Annotated in this window: 14 protein-coding genes; 5 read left to right on the top strand and 9 right to left on the bottom strand. The window is 73.2% G+C overall.

What is annotated here, in order from left to right:
- Positions 1-51: 51 nt before the first annotated feature.
- Complete coding sequence (locus ACIO3O_RS35825; RefSeq protein WP_401753092.1) at positions 52-987, top strand: TetR/AcrR family transcriptional regulator C-terminal domain-containing protein; 936 nt, start codon at positions 52-54, stop codon at positions 985-987.
- Between the two features lie 7 nt (positions 988-994).
- Here the strand turns inward: ACIO3O_RS35825 and ACIO3O_RS35820 are convergent, their stop codons facing one another.
- Complete coding sequence (locus tag ACIO3O_RS35820) at positions 995-1,336, bottom strand: DUF1330 domain-containing protein (RefSeq protein WP_401753090.1); 342 nt, start codon at positions 1,334-1,336, stop codon at positions 995-997.
- Between the two features lie 144 nt (positions 1,337-1,480).
- On the opposite strand from ACIO3O_RS35820, the gene ACIO3O_RS35815 reads away from it, so the two are divergent.
- Positions 1,481-1,963 (top strand): GNAT family N-acetyltransferase, encoded by a 483-nt coding sequence (locus tag ACIO3O_RS35815; RefSeq protein WP_401753088.1) that lies wholly within the window; start codon positions 1,481-1,483, stop codon positions 1,961-1,963.
- Between the two features lie 66 nt (positions 1,964-2,029).
- Complete coding sequence (locus ACIO3O_RS35810; protein ID WP_401753087.1) at positions 2,030-2,734, top strand: RDD family protein; 705 nt, start codon at positions 2,030-2,032, stop codon at positions 2,732-2,734.
- 82 nt (positions 2,735-2,816) lie between these two features.
- On the opposite strand, the gene ACIO3O_RS35805 is transcribed toward ACIO3O_RS35810, so the two are convergent.
- Positions 2,817-4,088 carry an Ig-like domain-containing protein gene (locus ACIO3O_RS35805; protein WP_401753085.1) on the bottom strand — a complete coding sequence of 424 codons (1,272 nt, stop codon included), beginning with the start codon at positions 4,086-4,088 and terminating at the stop codon, positions 2,817-2,819.
- A gap of 366 nt (positions 4,089-4,454) precedes the next feature.
- On the opposite strand from ACIO3O_RS35805, the gene ACIO3O_RS35800 reads away from it, so the two are divergent.
- Entirely contained in the window at positions 4,455-4,805 is a 351-nt protein-coding gene (locus ACIO3O_RS35800; protein WP_401753083.1) for a hypothetical protein, read from the top strand.
- An 18-nt stretch (positions 4,806-4,823) separates the two neighbouring features.
- Here the strand turns inward: ACIO3O_RS35800 and ACIO3O_RS35795 are convergent, their stop codons facing one another.
- From ACIO3O_RS35795 to ACIO3O_RS35775, 5 genes are all read right to left on the bottom strand, one after another.
- Positions 4,824-5,426 (bottom strand): MarR family winged helix-turn-helix transcriptional regulator, encoded by a 603-nt coding sequence (locus tag ACIO3O_RS35795; protein ID WP_401753081.1) that lies wholly within the window; start codon positions 5,424-5,426, stop codon positions 4,824-4,826.
- A gap of 45 nt (positions 5,427-5,471) precedes the next feature.
- Positions 5,472-7,109 carry an MFS transporter gene (locus ACIO3O_RS35790; RefSeq protein WP_401753079.1) on the bottom strand — a complete coding sequence of 546 codons (1,638 nt, stop codon included), beginning with the start codon at positions 7,107-7,109 and terminating at the stop codon, positions 5,472-5,474.
- A gap of 374 nt (positions 7,110-7,483) precedes the next feature.
- The gene (gene hutH / locus ACIO3O_RS35785) at positions 7,484-9,055 is read right to left on the bottom strand and encodes a histidine ammonia-lyase (RefSeq protein WP_401753217.1); all 1,572 of its coding nucleotides are present in this window, start codon (positions 9,053-9,055) and stop codon (positions 7,484-7,486) included.
- A gap of 64 nt (positions 9,056-9,119) precedes the next feature.
- Positions 9,120-11,285 carry a sensor histidine kinase gene (locus ACIO3O_RS35780; RefSeq protein WP_401753077.1) on the bottom strand — a complete coding sequence of 722 codons (2,166 nt, stop codon included), beginning with the start codon at positions 11,283-11,285 and terminating at the stop codon, positions 9,120-9,122.
- Between the two features lie 574 nt (positions 11,286-11,859).
- The gene (locus ACIO3O_RS35775) at positions 11,860-12,537 is read right to left on the bottom strand and encodes a response regulator transcription factor (protein ID WP_401753075.1); all 678 of its coding nucleotides are present in this window, start codon (positions 12,535-12,537) and stop codon (positions 11,860-11,862) included.
- A 94-nt stretch (positions 12,538-12,631) separates the two neighbouring features.
- Between ACIO3O_RS35775 and ACIO3O_RS35770 the strand changes: the two genes are divergently transcribed.
- Positions 12,632-14,230, top strand: a complete 1,599-nt coding sequence (locus ACIO3O_RS35770) for a DUF2079 domain-containing protein (RefSeq protein WP_401753073.1) — start codon at positions 12,632-12,634, stop codon at positions 14,228-14,230.
- Here the strand turns inward: ACIO3O_RS35770 and ACIO3O_RS35765 are convergent.
- Together ACIO3O_RS35765 and ACIO3O_RS35760 are read right to left on the bottom strand one after the other, a co-directional pair.
- Complete coding sequence (locus ACIO3O_RS35765; protein WP_401753072.1) at positions 14,206-14,739, bottom strand: DUF1990 family protein; 534 nt, start codon at positions 14,737-14,739, stop codon at positions 14,206-14,208. The two genes, ACIO3O_RS35770 and ACIO3O_RS35765, sit on opposite strands and share 25 nt — an antisense overlap.
- Complete coding sequence (locus ACIO3O_RS35760) at positions 14,736-15,158, bottom strand: hypothetical protein (protein WP_401753070.1); 423 nt, start codon at positions 15,156-15,158, stop codon at positions 14,736-14,738. Before ACIO3O_RS35760 ends, ACIO3O_RS35765 begins: the two co-directional genes overlap by 4 nt.
- Between the last annotated feature and the right edge of the window lie 330 nt (positions 15,159-15,488).

Raw genomic sequence — 15,488 nt, 5'->3', positions numbered from 1 at the left:
GGGGCTCGGAGCACAGGTGCACTACCCAGGTGTACTAGTACACTGCCGCCCATGACCCGTGAGACCCCCTCCTCCCGCATCGCCGACGCGATCCGCCGCCGGATCTCCTGCGGCGAGCTCTCCCCCGGCGACCGGGTGCCCTCCACCCGGGAGATCACCCGGGAGTGGGGCGTCGCCATGGCCACCGCGAGCCGGGCGCTCGCCGTCCTCGCGCAGGAGGGACTGGTCCGGGCGGTGCCGGGGGTGGGTACGGTCGTGGCGCCGCCGGTGTCCGCCGGGCGGCCCGCGCCCGCTCCCGGTCCGGGGGCGCTCACCCGGGAGCGGATCGTGCGCACGGCCGTCGCCCTCGCCGACGCGGAGGGGCTGGCCACCCTCACCATGCGCCGCGTCGCCACCGAGCTGGGCACCTCGACGATGGCCCTGTACCGGCACGTCCCCGGCAAGGCGGACCTCGTCCACCTCATGTCGGAGGCGGCGTTCGCCGAACGGCCCATCGGATCGCCCGCGTTGAACGGGTGGCGGCCCCGACTCACGTACGCGGCACGGTGGTTGTGGCGGATGTACGTCCGTCACCCCTGGATGGCGCAGGCCATGGCGGCGCTCACCCGCCCGCAGGCCGCCCCGCACGCGATGCGGTACACGGAGTGGGTGCTGCACGCGCTGACCGGCCAGGGGCTCACGCCGACCGAGATGATGCACATCCACCTCACCCTGTTCGGGCACGTCCAGGGCCTGGCCGGGACCCTGGAGCTGGAGAACCGGGCCCGGCAGGACACCGGGATGACCCCCGAGGAGTGGATGGCCGCGCAGGAGCCGCGCGCGGAGGAGGTGCAGGCGGCGGGCAGCTACCCGACCCTGGGGTCGTACTTCCAGGAGGACGGTTTCGATCTGGACCTGGACAGCCTGTTCACCTTCGGGGTGGAGCGAATCCTCGACGGGGTCGCGGTACTGATCGCCCGCAACTCCCTTACCGAGCAGGGTGGGTGAGGGGGAATCAACTCTGGCTTTCGCGGATGCGGGCCGCCGTCTGCGCCGGGTCGTAGTCCTCGGGCACGCCGTCGACCAGGATGATGTCACCGGGCAGGTACTTCGTACGGAGCGGAATGATCTCCTGGTAGGCGGGCGAGGCGTACCACTCACGGGCCGAGGCCAGGTCCGGGAAGGCGACCACGACGGGCGCCCCGTGCCAGGAGCCCTCCAGCACCTCGTGCTCCTTGAAGTGGACGAGGAAGCGGCCGCCGAAGGGATCCAGGGTGCCCTGGATGCGCTCCACGTAGGTGAGCACCTCGTCGTTGATCGGGCCGGGGCCGATGTGGGCTATGGCGTACGCGGTCATGGCGGGCTCCTTCGGGAGGTGGCGGCGCGTGCGTTCCGGGGTGGTGGCGCGTGCGTTCCGGGGTGGTGGCGCGTGCGTTCCGGTGAGTTGAATCCTTCCGAAAAGGAGGGGCCGCGTCGATTACCCCGGAGGTAGGTTGCCCGGATGGATCTTGACGACCGGACCGCTCCGGCCACCCCGTTCACCCTCCGTCCGGCCGTGGAGGGCGATGCCGCGAAGGCGGCCGAGGTGTGGCTGCGCTCCTACGACGCGGCGCTCCCGCAGGTGCGGCGGGCGCACACGGACGACGAGGTGCGGGACTGGTTCCGGTACGTGCTGGTGCCGGGCGGCGACATGTGGGTGGCACAGGAGACGGCGGACGGCGCGGTCGCCGGCGTGCTCGTGCTCGACGGGACCGGCATCGACCAGCTGCACCTCGCGCCGGAGCAGCGCGGCCGCGGCCTCGGCGACCTCCTCGTCAGCAAGGCCAAGGAACTGCGGCCCACCGGGCTGGAGTTGTGGACCTTCCAGGTCAACACCCCGGCCCACCGCTTCTACGTGCGCCACGGGTTCACGGAGGCCGAGCGCACCGACGGCTCCCGCAACGAGGAGCGGGAGCCGGACGTCCGCTTCGTCTGGACGCCGTAGGCGGAGGGGTGCGGCGGCCGCCGGGCGGGCGCGGGCTCCCGGGGCGGGCCGGGTCATGATGTGTCCATGAGCCATCCACGGGGGCAGCACCACCAGCAGCCGCAGCCGCATCCACAGCCACAGCCACACCCTCAGCAGCCCTACGGCCAGGGGCAGTACGCCCAGCCGTACGGGCAGCAGCATCCACCGCAGCAGCAGTACGGGCAGCCGCCGCAGCAACCGTACGGGCAGCAGTACCCGCCACAGCAGCAGCCGTACCCGCCCGCCCCGCACCACCCCCACCCCTACGGACCGACTCCCGCCCCCCGCCCCGCCGTTCCCGAGCGTGCCGGGGAGGGGCGGCGCTATCTGGCCGTCACGATCGACGGGATGATCGCCCTGTTCGGCGGGCCGCGTATCTTCCCGCCGGACGCGGCGACGATGAGCGGACCCCAGATGTTCGGGGTGCTCGTGGTGGCCGTGGTCGGCACGTCGCTCGTGAACCAGTACGTGCTGACGCTGCTCTTTCGCGGCAGCGTGGGGAAGCTGATCACCGGCGTCCGCGTGGTGCGGGCGGCCGACGGGGGCCGCCCCGGGCCGGTCAGGACCCTGGTGCGCTGGCTGGGCGGGCTGTGCTGGATTCCGCTGCAACCCTGGTACTGGCTGCGGGACTTCTTCCGGATGGCCTCCGGCTCCCGCCGCACCCCGCGCGGCACGCTCGGCGACAACGTCGAGGGCGACCTCTACGACGACATGGCGGGCCTGCGGTACGTACGCCGCAAGGACCTCTGACCTCTGGGCACAAAAAGGCGGGCGCACCCCCGAGAGGGGTGCGCCCGCCTTCGTACGGGCCAAACAGAGGCGGCGCGGAGGATCAGACCTCCGAGCCCGCCTTCCAGGCCGCCCAGTCCAGGTTCCAGCCGTTGAGGCCGTTGTCCGGCTTGATGGTCTTGTCCGGGGAGTTCTTCACGATGACGACGTCGCCGACGATCGAGTGGTTGAAGAACCACGCGCCCGGGGTGTTGGGGTCGTCCGCGCCCTGGGCGTCGGAGAGGCCGACGCAGCCGTGGCTGGTGTTGGCGCTGCCGAAGATGCCCTTGCCCCAGTAGTTGCCGTGGATGAAGGTGCCCGACGTGGACAGCCGCATGGCGTGCGGGACGTCCTTGATGTCGTACTCGCCCTTGCCGTCGTCGTCCGTGAAGCCGACCGTCGAGCCGTCCATGCGGGTCTCCTTGAACTTCTCGGAGATCACCATCTTGCCGTTGTACGTGGGGTTGGCGGGGGAACCGGCGGAGATCGGGATGGTCTTGACGACCTTGCCGTCCTGCGTGACGGTCATCTGCTTGGTCTTGGCGTCGACCGTGGAGACCTGGTTGCGGCCCACGGTGAACTTCACCGTCTTGTCCTGCACGCCCATGACGCCGTCGGCGCCCTCGACGCCGTCCAGCTTGAGCTTCATGGTGACCTCGGAGCCGCCCTTCCAGTAGTCCTGGGGGCGGAAGTCGAGGCGCTGGGCGTCGAACCAGTGGCCGACGACCTCCTGGCCGCTGCTGGAGGTGATCTTGATGCCCTCCTGCACGGCCTTCTTGTTCGTGATCGCCTTGTCGAAGCGGATCGAGACCGGCATGCCCACGCCGACCTTGGAGCCGTCCTCGGGGGTGAAGTTGCCGATGAAGCTGTTCTTCGGGGAGACCGTGGTGAAGGAGCGGTTCTCGTGCGCCTTGCGGTTGTCGCCGTCGACGGCGGTGGCGGTCAGCTTGTAGACCGTGGCGCGCTGCAGGCGGGTGTCGGGCTTCCAGCTCGCGCCGTCGGCGGCGATGGTGCCCTTGACCTCCTTGCCCGCGGCGTCGGCCAGCTTGACCTCGGTCAGCTTGCCGTCGGCGACGGTGACCTTGGCGTCGTTGTTGATGCCGACGTTGGTGGCACCGGCCTTGGGGGAGATCTCTATTCGGGCCTTGGAGGTGTCCTTGGCGGCTGCCGCGTCGGACTGCTCCTGCGACTTCTTCGACCCGTCGGCGTCACTGCCGCCGCCGTCGCCCTTGCCGTCGTCGCTACAGCCCGAAAGCACCAGAACGCCGCCGAGCAGCGCGGACGCGTACGCCAGGCCCCTGCGCCGCTTGCTGTTCGTGATCACACGCTTCTCCATCGTTGCCGATTTCCCCGCAGCCGCCGGGGCGCGGACCTGGCCGAAAACCCGGGTCCCGCCGGGCAGCACTTCCCCTGCCAATGCTGTTACAACCCCAGACCCGACGCCGCCGTTCCACTTTTGAGCAAAGTGTGGGCAACGCCACTCGCCGGGGCCACGGGCCGAGACCCGTGCACTTCCGACGCTACGCCGCCCCTTTTGCCCCTGCTCGGGCGGGGTCATGCGCGGGGCGGGGGTGGTTTAGGGCCGGTTTCCCGGGGTCGGAATCAAGAATTCCGCCCTCACACGCCTTTCCTCCGACCCGCTGTTTTCATTAGCATCGGCGAGCACGACCAATTCGCGGGTGCCTCAAGGGGGATCGATACCGTGACCGCACTCCGACCGCTGCTCACCGCCACCGCCGCAGGCGGGCTGCTGGCCGCGCTGTGGTTCGTACCGTCGGCGAACGCGACGGTGGAAACCCCGCAGGCGCAGGGCGCACAGGCGCAGGGCGCTCGGGCCGCCGAGGGGCAGCCCACGCAGGCCCAGCAGGCCGCGCACGGGCCGAACGCCGCCACGCCCGACAAACCGGCCAAGAACGCCGACACCGCTCTCGCGCTCGCCGACACCGGCAGCGTCGACACCACCCCGTACCTCATCGGCGGGACGGCCTTCCTCGGCATCGGCGCGGGCTTCGTCACGTACTCGGTACGTCGTCGGGGCGCGCTGCCCGCATAAGTCCTGGGACCCGGGGCCCTAGGACCTGGGGCTCTCGGGGGTCTCCCCCTGGTCCAGTGCGGCCAGGTGCTCGTTCATGGTGACGTGCAGGTCGTTCAGGAAGGCCTCGAACTGCTGGAGCTGCTCGGCCGGGTAGCGGGCCAGCATCGCGCCGATGCGCTCCCCCAGCGGCCGGAAGAAGTCGTCCGTCAGCTCCTGGACGCGGTCGCTGCCGCGCAGGGTGACGATCCGCCGGTCGGTGGTGCTCTCCCGGGTGCGTACGACGTGGCCCGCCTTCTCCAGCCGGTTGAGCAGGGCAGTGGTGGCGCCGGAGGAGAGCTGGATGCGCTCACTGAGGCGGGCCGGGGAGAGGGGCGCCCCCCTCTCCTCGCCGTACAGGATCTGCACCAGGGCGTGGGCGTCGGTGGTGTGCAGGCCGAGCCAGTCCGCGAACCGCCGGCCCACCTCCTGGTAGTCGGCCCCGTACAGCCGCAGCCCCTCGGTGAGGCGGTCCTGCTGACCCTGGATGCCGTCGGGGGCGGTGGGCCCGCGCTGCTGGAGCTTCGCGCGCCGCACCTGCTCCGCCGCGTCCGTCTGCTCGTGCTCCGCAGCATCCGTCCGCTCGTGCTCCGTCGCGTCCATCGAGGCAGTCCGCTTCTCTCTTGAGGCCATTGCGTACGGCCCAACCTAACCGGCGACAGGAGCCCGCTTTCCCTCCTCCTCCGCCGAGGTCGCCGCCCGGACCCCCGCCGAGGGGATCAGCGCGGTGGCGATCAGGCCGAGGACGACGAAGCCCGCCGCGACGTAGCCGCCCAGTGTGATGCCCTCGGTCATGGCCCAGCGTGCGGCGTCGGCGACCGGTGCGGTGGCCGGGTTGCCGGAGAGCGGGCCGATGGCGGCGCCCGCGCTGTCGGTGACGGCCCGGGTGAGCTGGTCGGCCTGTCCGGCGGGCAGGCCGAGGCCGTCGAGGCGGTCGCCGAGCTTGCCGCTGAGGGTGGTGAAGAAGAGGGTCGTCAGGACCGCGATGCCGAGCGCCGAGCCGAGCTGGCGGAAGGCGCTCTGGATGCCGGAGCCCTGGCCCGCGCTGTTCTCGGGGATCTCGGCGAGGACGACGTTGGTGACCTGGGCGGTGGCGAAACCGACGCCGATTCCGTACAGGAAGAGCACGAGGGCGACCGTCCACCAGGGGCTGTCGGTGGCGGCGATGAGCCCGAGCCCGGCAAGTCCCACGACCTCCAGCGCGAGGCCGATGCGCAGCTGGTTGAGGGCGTGCACCTTGGCGGCGAGCCCGAAGCTGGCGCCGCTCGCGACGAAGCTGCCGATGGCTACGGGGACGAGCGCCAGCCCCGCCTGCACGGCGCTGTAGTCGAGCGTGAACTGCAACCACAGCGGCAGCACCGCCACGATCCCGAACTCACCGAGGCCGATGATCAGCGTCGCGACGTTGCCGTTGCGGAAGGACGAGATCGAGAAGAGGCGTACGTCCATGAGCGCCTGGGACGGGTCGCCGCTGCGGGTGATCGCGGACTGGCGGGTGACGAAGGCCAGCAGCGCGAGGACGGACAGGACCAGCGCGACCAGGACGGGCGAGGGGCCGCCGTCCCAGTGGAAGCCGAGCAGGTCGAGCGGGCGGGTCGTGGCGAACCAGCCGTACGTCCGTCCCTCGACCAGGCCGAAGGCGAGCAGGCCGAGGCCGAGTACGGACAGGACCGCGCCGACGACGTCGATCCGGCCCTTGGTCTTCGGGGACGGGGCGAGGTACGTCAGCGCGCCGACCGCGATGAGGATCGAGAGCGGGACGTTGATGCCGAACGCCCAGCGCCAGGTGGCGTGTTCGGCGAGCCAGCCGCCGAGCAGGGGGCCGAGCGCGGAGGCCGCGCCGATGGTGGAGCCCCAGACGGCGAAGGCCTGGCCGCGGGCCTTGCCGGTGAAGGTGGCGTTGAGGAGGGAGAGGGAGGTGGGGAGGATCATCGCCGCCCCGGCGCCCTGGAGGAAGCGGGCGACGACGAGCAGCTCCCCGTTGGGGGCGAGCCCGGCGAGGACGCTGGTCGCGCCGAAGATCACGACGCCGGCGATGAAGATGCGGCGGGCCCCGACGAGGTCGGCGAAGCGGCCGACGAGGAGGAGGAGTGCGGCGAAGACGATCGCGTAGGACTCCTGGATCCACTGCGCCTGGCCGGAGTTGACGTCGAGGTCCTCGATGACGGAGGGGACGATCACGTTGACGATCGTGGTGTCGACGACGATCAGGGCGACGCCGAGGGCGATGGCGATGAGGCCCAGCCAGCGGTGTGCTCCGCTGGGGGGTGGGGGGTCTTGGCTCACGATTCCTCCATGGTGAAGTATTTCCACGGTGAAGGTAACAGGAGGGTGTGCGGGGGTGCAATCCGATGGGGGCGGGGGGTGCGGGGTGCGGTGGCGGGGGCGTTGTACGTGCGGGTGCGTCGTGGCTGGTCGCGCAGTTCCCCGCGCCCCTGATGGCATGCCCTCCGGGCAGCCATCCCCCAGCCCCCTTGGGCGGCGGGGCCGCCCCCCGGGGGCGGAACGGGCGGGCAAGGGGGCGGCCCGCCCGATCCGGGCCCGCCCCGGCACCGGCCGCCGCCCGCACCCCCATGCACCGGCCCGGCCCGCCCCCGGACACGCCGAAGGGGCGCCCGGCAGCAGCTGCCGGGCGCCCCCTTCCTCGTACCGCCGCGCGACTACGCCAGCGCCCCCGTCACCGGCTCAACGGCCGCGACCAGCCCCCCACTCCGCACAAAAGCATCCGCCGCCGCGAGGTCCGGGGCGAGGAAGCGGTCCGGGCCCGGGCCCTGCACGCCCGCCGCCCGTACCGCCTTGATGACCGCCTGCGAGGCAGGTGCCGCCGTCAGGCCCTCACGCAGCTCGATGCCCCGCGTCGCCGCGTACATCTCCACCGCCACGATCCGCGCCAGGTTGTCGATCGTCGTGCGCAGCTTGCGCGCCGCCGACCACCCCATCGACACGTGGTCCTCCTGCATCGCCGAGGACGGGATCGAGTCCACCGAGGCCGGGTTCGCGAGCCGCTTCATCTCACTCACCAGCGCCGCCTGCGTGTACTGGGCGATCATCAGGCCCGAGTCCACCCCCGCGTCGTCCGCGAGGAACGCGGGCAGCCCGTGCGAACGGTTCTTGTCCAGCAGCCGGTCCGTACGCCGCTCCGCGATCGACCCGAGGTCGGCAGCGGCGATGGCGAGGAAGTCCAACACATACGCAACGGGCGCACCGTGGAAGTTGCCGTTCGACTCCACCCGTCCGTCGGGCAGGACGACCGGGTTGTCGACGGCCGCCGCGAGCTCCCGCTCGGCGACCGTCTGCGCGTACGCGATGGTGTCGCGCCCCGCCCCCGCCACCTGCGGCGCACACCGCACCGAGTACGCGTCCTGCACGCGCGGCGCGTCGTCCTGGTGGTGCCCGGTCAACCCCGAACCCTCCAGCACCCGCAGCATGTTGTCGGCGGACGCACCCTGCCCGGGGTGCGGGCGGATCACATGCAGCTCGGGCGCGAGCACCTTCTCGGTGCCCAGCAGCGCCTCCAGGCTGAGCGCCGCCGTGATGTCGGCCGACGTATACAGCCGCTTCAGATCAGCAATCGCCATGATCAGCATGCCGAGCATGCCGTCGGTGCCGTTGAGGAGGGCCAGGCCCTCCTTCTCCTTCAGTTCCACGGGTACGATCCCGGCCTCGGCCAGCAGCTCGCCCGCCGGGCGCACGACCCCGTCCGGACCCTCCGCGTCGCCCTCGCCCATCAGCGTCAGCGCGCAGTGCGAGAGCGGGGCCAGGTCGCCGGAACAGCCCAGCGACCCGTACTCGTGCACGACCGGGGTGATGCCCGCGTTCAGCACGTCGGCCATGGTCTGCGCGACCGAGGGGCGCACGCCCGTGTGCCCCGACGCGACCGTCTTCAGCCGCAGGAACATCAGCGCGCGCACCACCTCGCGCTCCACGCGCGGGCCCATTCCGGCCGCGTGCGAGCGCACGATGTTGCGCTGGAGCTGGGCGCGCAGCTCGTGGCTGATGTGCCGGGAGGCGAGCGCGCCGAACCCGGTGGACACCCCGTACACCGGCTCCGGCTTGGCGGCCAGCGCGTCCACGATCTCGCGCGAGGCGGCGAGCGCGGTCACGGCATCGGCGGTCAGCTCGATGCGGGCGTTGCCGCGGGCGACGGCGATGACGTCGTCGACGGTGGTGCCGGAGGTGCTCAGGAGGACGGTGGTGGCAGCCGGGGAGGCGGCCGGTGCGACGGTGTGCATATCCATATTCAGGACCCTACGTTTTGAATGCCCGCCTGTCACTAGTCCTGGGCGGGTTGGCCCCTTACCGCTGTCCCACGGTGCGGCGGTCGGCGAGGTCGTACACGTCGTAGCCCTTGGACTGCGCGTTCGGCGGGCCCTGGGTCACGAACCACAGCCGGTCCGAGCCGAGCAGCCTGCGCAGCCGGGGGCGGACCTCGGTGCCGTCGGACCACCGGTAGGTGATCGCGCCGACGGTGGGCGGGGCCCAGCCGAGGACGAGTTGGGCGGTCTGCTCGGAACCGTCGGGGGCGGATCCGGCCGGCAACTCGGTCGCGACGGTTTCCGTGTCGCCCGTGCCGGTGGCGGGCAGGGCTCCGAAGCCGAGGAGCGCGACGTCGCTGGTGACGGAAGCCGTGTAGACGGTACGGCCGAGGGGGTACGGAAGTCTCGCCCCCGGAACCGGGACGGTGCCGCCGGGGACCGTCAGCGGCCAGGCCCGGCCGATCGCCGCGAGCTGCTTCCATGCCTCTGCCTCGGTCCGGGCCGGGGCGTAGAGGGCGAGGACGACGTGTGCTTCACCCTCTTCCAGGGTGAAGGTGCCGGGCGTGAGGACGCCCACGGTCTGCGAGCCGCCCCCGTCCTTCTGCACGGACGGCGAGGGCTCCGGCGTCGGCAGCGCCGTCGACCCGATCCCCTCCGGCGTCCGGTCCCCGCGCACCGTCACCGCGAAGCCCACCACCAGCAGCGGAACGGTCACCGCGACCGCTGCGGCCACGACCCAGCCCGCGATACGCCGCCGGGGTGGGTCCGGGACCTCCTCCGCGCCGGACGCGCTGTCCTCCCGTACCGGATCGACGGGGAACTCCGCGACCAGCACCGCACCGGGCCCGCCGCCCCGCTCGCCCACCACGAGCGTGCCGCCCTGCCGCACCGCGATCTCGCGGGCGATGGCGAGGCCGAGGCCCGCGCCGCCGCCGTCGGCGCGGGTGCGGGAGTCGTCGAGGCGGGTGAAGCGTTCGAAGACGCGCTCGCGGTCGGCGGGCGGGATGCCGGGCCCGTCGTCCCGTACCTCCACGCGTACGGTCCGGCGCTCGGCGTCCGTGCTCAGTACGGCCGCGACCTCGCTGCGGGCGTGGCGGCAGGCGTTGTCGAGGAGGTTGCGCAGCAGCCGCTCCAGGCGGACCGGGCTGCCGGTGAGGGGCGGCAGTTCGGCGGGGGCGGTGCAGGTGACGTGGAGGGAGCGGTTGCGGTGGAGGTGGCGCAGCTCTTCGACCACGTCGCTTGCCAGGTCGGCGAGTTGGACGCTCTCGTCGGCGCGCGGGGCGGGTCCGTCGATACGGGTGAGCAGGAGGAGGTCGTCGGTGAGGTGCTGGATGCGCTCGATGTCGGCGAGGGTGCCGCGTGCAGTCTGCGGCCAGTCGACGCCCTCGGAGTGGGTGAGCGAGGACTCCAGGGAGGCGCGGAGGCTGGCGATGGGGCTGCGCAGCTCGTGCGAGGCGTCGGCGACGAAGCGGGCCTGCCGGTCGGCGGCGGCCTGGAGCCGGTCGAGGGTGGCGTTGAGGGTACGGGCGAGCTTCTGGAGCACGCCGCCGATGGCGGGCACCGGGACCCGGCGGTCCAGGGAGCGGGCGGTGATGTCGGCGAGCTCGGCACGCATGGCCTCGACGGGGCGCAGGGTGAGGCGGGCGGCGACCCAGCCGGTGAGCACGAGGACGAGGGTGCCGCCGGTGAGGAGGAGCCACAAGGTGTGGCCGTTGTCGTCGTAGTGCTTGGCGAAGTGGTCCCACGGCTGTACGGCGCCCCATACGACCCCCGCCGCGACGACCACCGCGCCGAGCGCGACGGGTGTCTGCCAGGTGCCCCTGCGCCAGGGCGCGAGCCGCCCCAGCGGCTCGGCCGCCACCCAGGCGGCGAAGGCGACGACCAGCGCGGTCACGGGCACGGCGAACCCGAACCCGGCGCGCAGGGCGGCGCTGGCGGTCTCCCAGGGCTCGTGCTTGTTCAGGTGCTCGGCCCAGACGGCGTGTGCCCGCAGCAGGGCGGCGGTCACCCCGCCCGCCACGAGCGCCACCCGCCACCGCCGCGCGACGGCCCACACGGCACCCGCGACGATCAGCAACCCTGCCGGTACGCCGAACCAGGTCATGCCCTGGACGACGGGCCAGAGCCGGTCCTGCGGGGCAATGCCGTCCCACCCCGTGACCCGGTCGCCGATCAGCCAGGCGGCGGCCACGAGCGCGGTCGCCAACGCGGCGGCCAGCCCGGCAACAATGCTGGTCCGCAGCCGGAGCCGGAGGGCAGGAGTGCTCTCCGGCGCCCCCTCCGAGCGGTCGCGCGGGGCGCGGGATGAGTCGGCCCGCGTTCCGGACGTACGTCGGACTGATCCAACGCGGCCCTCGGCCCGCGCGTGGTCCCTGGGACTGTCTGCCGGAAGCGCCGCGCGGCCCTCGAACCCGCGCCGGTCCTCCGGACCCGCGTCACGGCCACCGCCGCCCGGACCCGATCCACCGTCACGGTCACCGCCGTCCGGGCCCGATCCACCGTCACGGCCACCGCCGCCCGGACCCGATCCACCGTCACGGTCACCGCCGTCCGGGCCCGATCCACCGTCACGGCCACCGCCGTCCGGGCCCGATCCACCGTCACGGTCACCGCCGTCCGGGCCCACGCCACGGCCACCGCCGCCCGGACTCACGCCACGGCCACGGTCACCGCCGCCCCGGCCCGCCCCCCACGCGCCCTCGCCGCCGCCGTCCCGGGGCGCACCGCCCCGCCCCGCACCGCCCCCCTGCGCGGAGCCGCCCTCGCCCGGGCACCGGACCTCAGCCACCGTCGGCCGCCACCCGGTAGCCCCCGCCCCGCACCGTCCCGATCGCCGTCCGTCCGAAGGGCACGTCGATCTTCTTCCGGAGCGCGCTCACGTACACCTCGACGATGTTCAGGTCGCCGTCGTACGACGCGTCCCACACCTCGTCCACCACGTCCGCCTTCGGCACCACCTCCCCCGCCCGCCGCGCCAGGCACTCCAGCACCGCAAACTCCTTGCCGGTCAGGGGGATGCGGGTCTCGCCGCGTCCGCACTCCCGCCCCGCCGGGTCCAGCCACAGGTCACCGAGGTGCAGCACGCTGCCCCGTTTCGCGCCGCCGCGCCGCAGCAGGGCGCGCAGACGGGCCTCCAGGACGACGTACGAGAAGGGCTTGGCCAGGTAGTCGTCCGCGCCGGTGTCGAGGGCCTCGGCCTCGTCGTACTCGCCGTTCTTGGCGGTGAGCATCAGGATCGGGGTGTCGTTGCCGATCCTGCGCAGCCGCTCGCAGACCCGGTAACCGTTGAGGCCGGGCAGCATGATGTCGAGGACGATCGCGCTGTACGGGAACTCGGTGGCCCGCCACAGCCCGTCGAGGCCGTCGTGCGCGACGTCGACCGCGTACCCGGCGGCGCTCAGCCCGCGCTTCAGGGACGCGGCGAGGCGCTCCTCGTCCTCCACCACCAGCAGTCTCATACCTCCCAGTATTCACAGGCCCCGGCCCCGTGCCTGAAGCGATCTTCAGGGAGCTTCAGCGTCGTCTCAGCGGGCGCTGGCGATGCTTCGGCGCATGCCCACCCCCTCTCCGCGCCCCGCCCCGACGCGGGAGACCGCCCCCGCCGCACCCCACCCCACCACCTCCCGTCCCGCCCCCTCCTGGGGAGCCACCCTCGCCGCACCCCCGGACCGGCCCTCCGCCCCCACGCGCGCCCTGCACGCACTCCGCGCGGCAGCCAGGTCCGGAGCGGCGGCCCTGACCGCCCCCACCCCTCGCACCCCCGGGCACACCCCGTCCGGCACCGCCCCCGCCCCCGGCGCTGCCCCCACCAGCGCCCGCCCCGCACCCCCCACCCGGCTCCCCCGCACCCCCCGCCCGTACGCCGCCGCCCTCGCGCTCCTCGCCTTCGCCGTCTACGCCGCGTACGCCCTGCGCATGCACGCCAGCTTCCGTACGACCGGCTACGACCTCGGCATCTTCGGCCAGGCGATCCGCTCGTACGCCCAACTCGCCCTCCCCGTCTCGGAGATCAGGGCGACCACCGGCCCCGACCCCGACGCCCCCTTCCCCCTCCTCGGCGACCACTTCCACCCGCTCCTGGCCGTCCTCGCACCCCTCTACCGGCTCCTCCCGCACGTCGAGACCCTGCTCGTCGCGCAGGCGGCCCTCGTCGCCTGGTCGGTGTACGTCGTCACGCGGGCCGGCGGACGGCGGATCGGGGTCGCGTACGCACTGGCCTGGGGCGTCCAGAAGCTCATCGGGTTCGACTTCCACGAGGTGGCCCTCGCCCTGCCCCTCCTCGCGCTCTCCCTCGCCGCGTACCGCGCGGGCCGGTGGCGGGCGTGCGCCGCGTGGGGTGCGGGGCTGGTCCTGGTCAAGGAGGACCTGGGGGCGACGGTCCTGGTCCTCGGCCTGCTCCTGCTGCGCCACGACCGGCGGGCGGGCACCGCCCTGTGCGTGCTGGGCCCGGCGGCGGCAGCGTTCGCGGTCCTTCTGGTGCTGCCGCACTTCAACCCGGTCGGCGACTACACGTATCTGAGCAGCATGGGCGGGGGCACCGCCCCCGGCGACGCGGACCTCGGCGCCCCGACCGGCCTGGACACCAAGGCGACCACCCTCCTCGTCCTGCTGCTGCCCACCCTCTTCCTGGCCCTGCGCAGCCCGATGATCCTGCTCGTACTGCCCACCCTGGCCTGGCGGTTCATGTCCTCCAACCCCTCCTACTGGGGCACCGACTACCACTACTCGACGGTCCTGATGCCGATCGTCTTCTTCGCGCTGATCGACGCCCTGGACCGCAGGCCCCGGCCGGTCCCGCACCTCCGCACGGCGGTGCTGACCGTGGCGGTCCTCCTGGCCACCGCGCTCCCCCTGGCCGAAGCCCTGCGCCCGGCCTTCTGGCAGGACCCGCCGCGCGCGTCGGCCGCCCGCCAGGCCCTCGCACGCGTCCCCGACGGTGCGAAGGTCGCGGCCACCAACCGTCTCGCCCCGCACCTCACCGACCGCGCGACGGTCTACCTGCACAGCCCGGGGAGCCCCGACGCGAAGGTCGACTGGATGGTGCTGGACACGACCGACACCACCTTCTCGGCCGACCCCCCGAGCCCCACCCGGCCGGGCTTCCACCAGGTGTACGCGTCCCAGGGCTACGTCGTGCTGCGCCGCACCTGACCCGCCACGACCCGCCGCACCGCCAGCCCGTACCCCTTCGCGCACGCGTTCTGGACCAGCCGGGTCACGGGCCCGGCCGCCCGCGCGTACCAGGCCGCCGGCCGGCTGAACGCTCGTACCTCCATCCACACCTGGCCCTCGGCGTCCGTCTCCACCACGAACGCCTCCTCCCCGCACTCGGGATGTCCAAGCAGCGTCCCGTACGCGAACCCGGTCCGCCCCGGCTCGTCCACCGCCCACACCACCCGGCACGGCGCCTGCACCCGCCACCGCCCGACGCCGATGCCGACGACGACCTCGACCCCGGGCGCGGCCCGCTGCGTTTCGCCGTCCACCGTCAGGCCGACGCCCCGGTGCATGGCCCACCGCAGCACCGCCTCGCCCGCGATACGGTGCGCCTCCTCCCCGTACCCGACCCTGGTCCTCACCTTCAGCGCCCGGAATCCGTCGGGGCATGCCGCGTCGCCGTCCCGGGTCGCGCCCACCTCCGCGTACGTGTACGGCTTCACCTGCGCAGCCCCAGCTTCCGGAGCACGGACCGGACCAGCACCGGGTGGACGGCGAGGTCGACGTCCCCTTCCGGGGTGGTGAGTTCGATGACGCGCAGGAGCCGCCAGGTGCGGAGGTCCCGGCGCCGGGAGAGGCGGCGCACGTCGGTCAGGGTGTTCTCCCCCCAGCGGAAGGCGTGCGGCTGCCCGCCCCGCCGGTGCGGCTCCCAGCGGATGTCGCCGCCCGCCACGACGAGCACGCCGGGGGCCAGCCGGGCCGCCCCTCCCGCCCGGGCCCGGAAGGCGGACGGAATCCGCACGGGTTTGCCGACCGCCATCCGGTCCATGCGGATCTGCGCGTTCTTCTTCTCCACGAAGCCCGCGATCGAACGGGCGTCGTCCAGCAGCCCGTCGGGCAGGTCGGGGAGGTTGAGGCTCATGCGGTGATCTTCCCTCGCGCCTCCCGCCGGAACAAAGCCGTCCCCAGGAACGGCTCCCCGAAGCGATCAAATCCCCCTTGGGCGCCGGGACCGCCCTCCCCCCCTTCCTCCCAGCCCCCTTGGGCGGCGGGGCCGCCCCCCGGGGGCGGAACGGGCGGGCAAGGGGGCGGCCCCTCCCGCTCCCGGCCCACCCGGGTGCCGCCCCTGGCCCAGCACCTGCGCCGGAAGCGCGTCCAAAGGGGCCCCGGGCCCGCCTCCCGGTGCCGTAGCGCGCAGCTCTGCCCCGCCGGGGCAAAGGGTCCCCAGCCCCGCCCCTTCACCTAAACCCGC

This window comes from Streptomyces sp. NPDC087440 (assembly GCF_044744005.1).
In the GTDB taxonomy this organism is placed as follows: Bacteria; Actinomycetota; Actinomycetes; order Streptomycetales; family Streptomycetaceae; genus Streptomyces.
This window is presented reverse-complemented; position numbering and strand designations above follow the sequence as displayed.

What these genes read in the sequence shown, in the direction of transcription:
- ACIO3O_RS35825 (WP_401753092.1), top strand. Translation starts at nt 52, where the DNA reads ATGACCCGTGAGACCCCCTCCTCCCGCATCGCCGACGCGATCCGCCGC.
- ACIO3O_RS35820 (WP_401753090.1), bottom strand. Translation starts at nt 1,336, where the DNA reads ATGACCGCGTACGCCATAGCCCACATCGGCCCCGGCCCGATCAACGAC.
- ACIO3O_RS35815 (WP_401753088.1), top strand. Translation starts at nt 1,481, where the DNA reads ATGGATCTTGACGACCGGACCGCTCCGGCCACCCCGTTCACCCTCCGT.
- ACIO3O_RS35810 (WP_401753087.1), top strand. Translation starts at nt 2,030, where the DNA reads ATGAGCCATCCACGGGGGCAGCACCACCAGCAGCCGCAGCCGCATCCA.
- ACIO3O_RS35805 (WP_401753085.1), bottom strand. Translation starts at nt 4,088, where the DNA reads ATGGAGAAGCGTGTGATCACGAACAGCAAGCGGCGCAGGGGCCTGGCG.
- ACIO3O_RS35795 (WP_401753081.1), bottom strand. Translation starts at nt 5,426, where the DNA reads ATGGACGCGACGGAGCACGAGCGGACGGATGCTGCGGAGCACGAGCAG.
- hutH (WP_401753217.1), bottom strand. Translation starts at nt 9,055, where the DNA reads ATGCACACCGTCGCACCGGCCGCCTCCCCGGCTGCCACCACCGTCCTC.
- ACIO3O_RS35775 (WP_401753075.1), bottom strand. Translation starts at nt 12,537, where the DNA reads ATGAGACTGCTGGTGGTGGAGGACGAGGAGCGCCTCGCCGCGTCCCTG.
- ACIO3O_RS35770 (WP_401753073.1), top strand. Translation starts at nt 12,632, where the DNA reads ATGCCCACCCCCTCTCCGCGCCCCGCCCCGACGCGGGAGACCGCCCCC.
- ACIO3O_RS35760 (WP_401753070.1), bottom strand. Translation starts at nt 15,158, where the DNA reads ATGAGCCTCAACCTCCCCGACCTGCCCGACGGGCTGCTGGACGACGCC.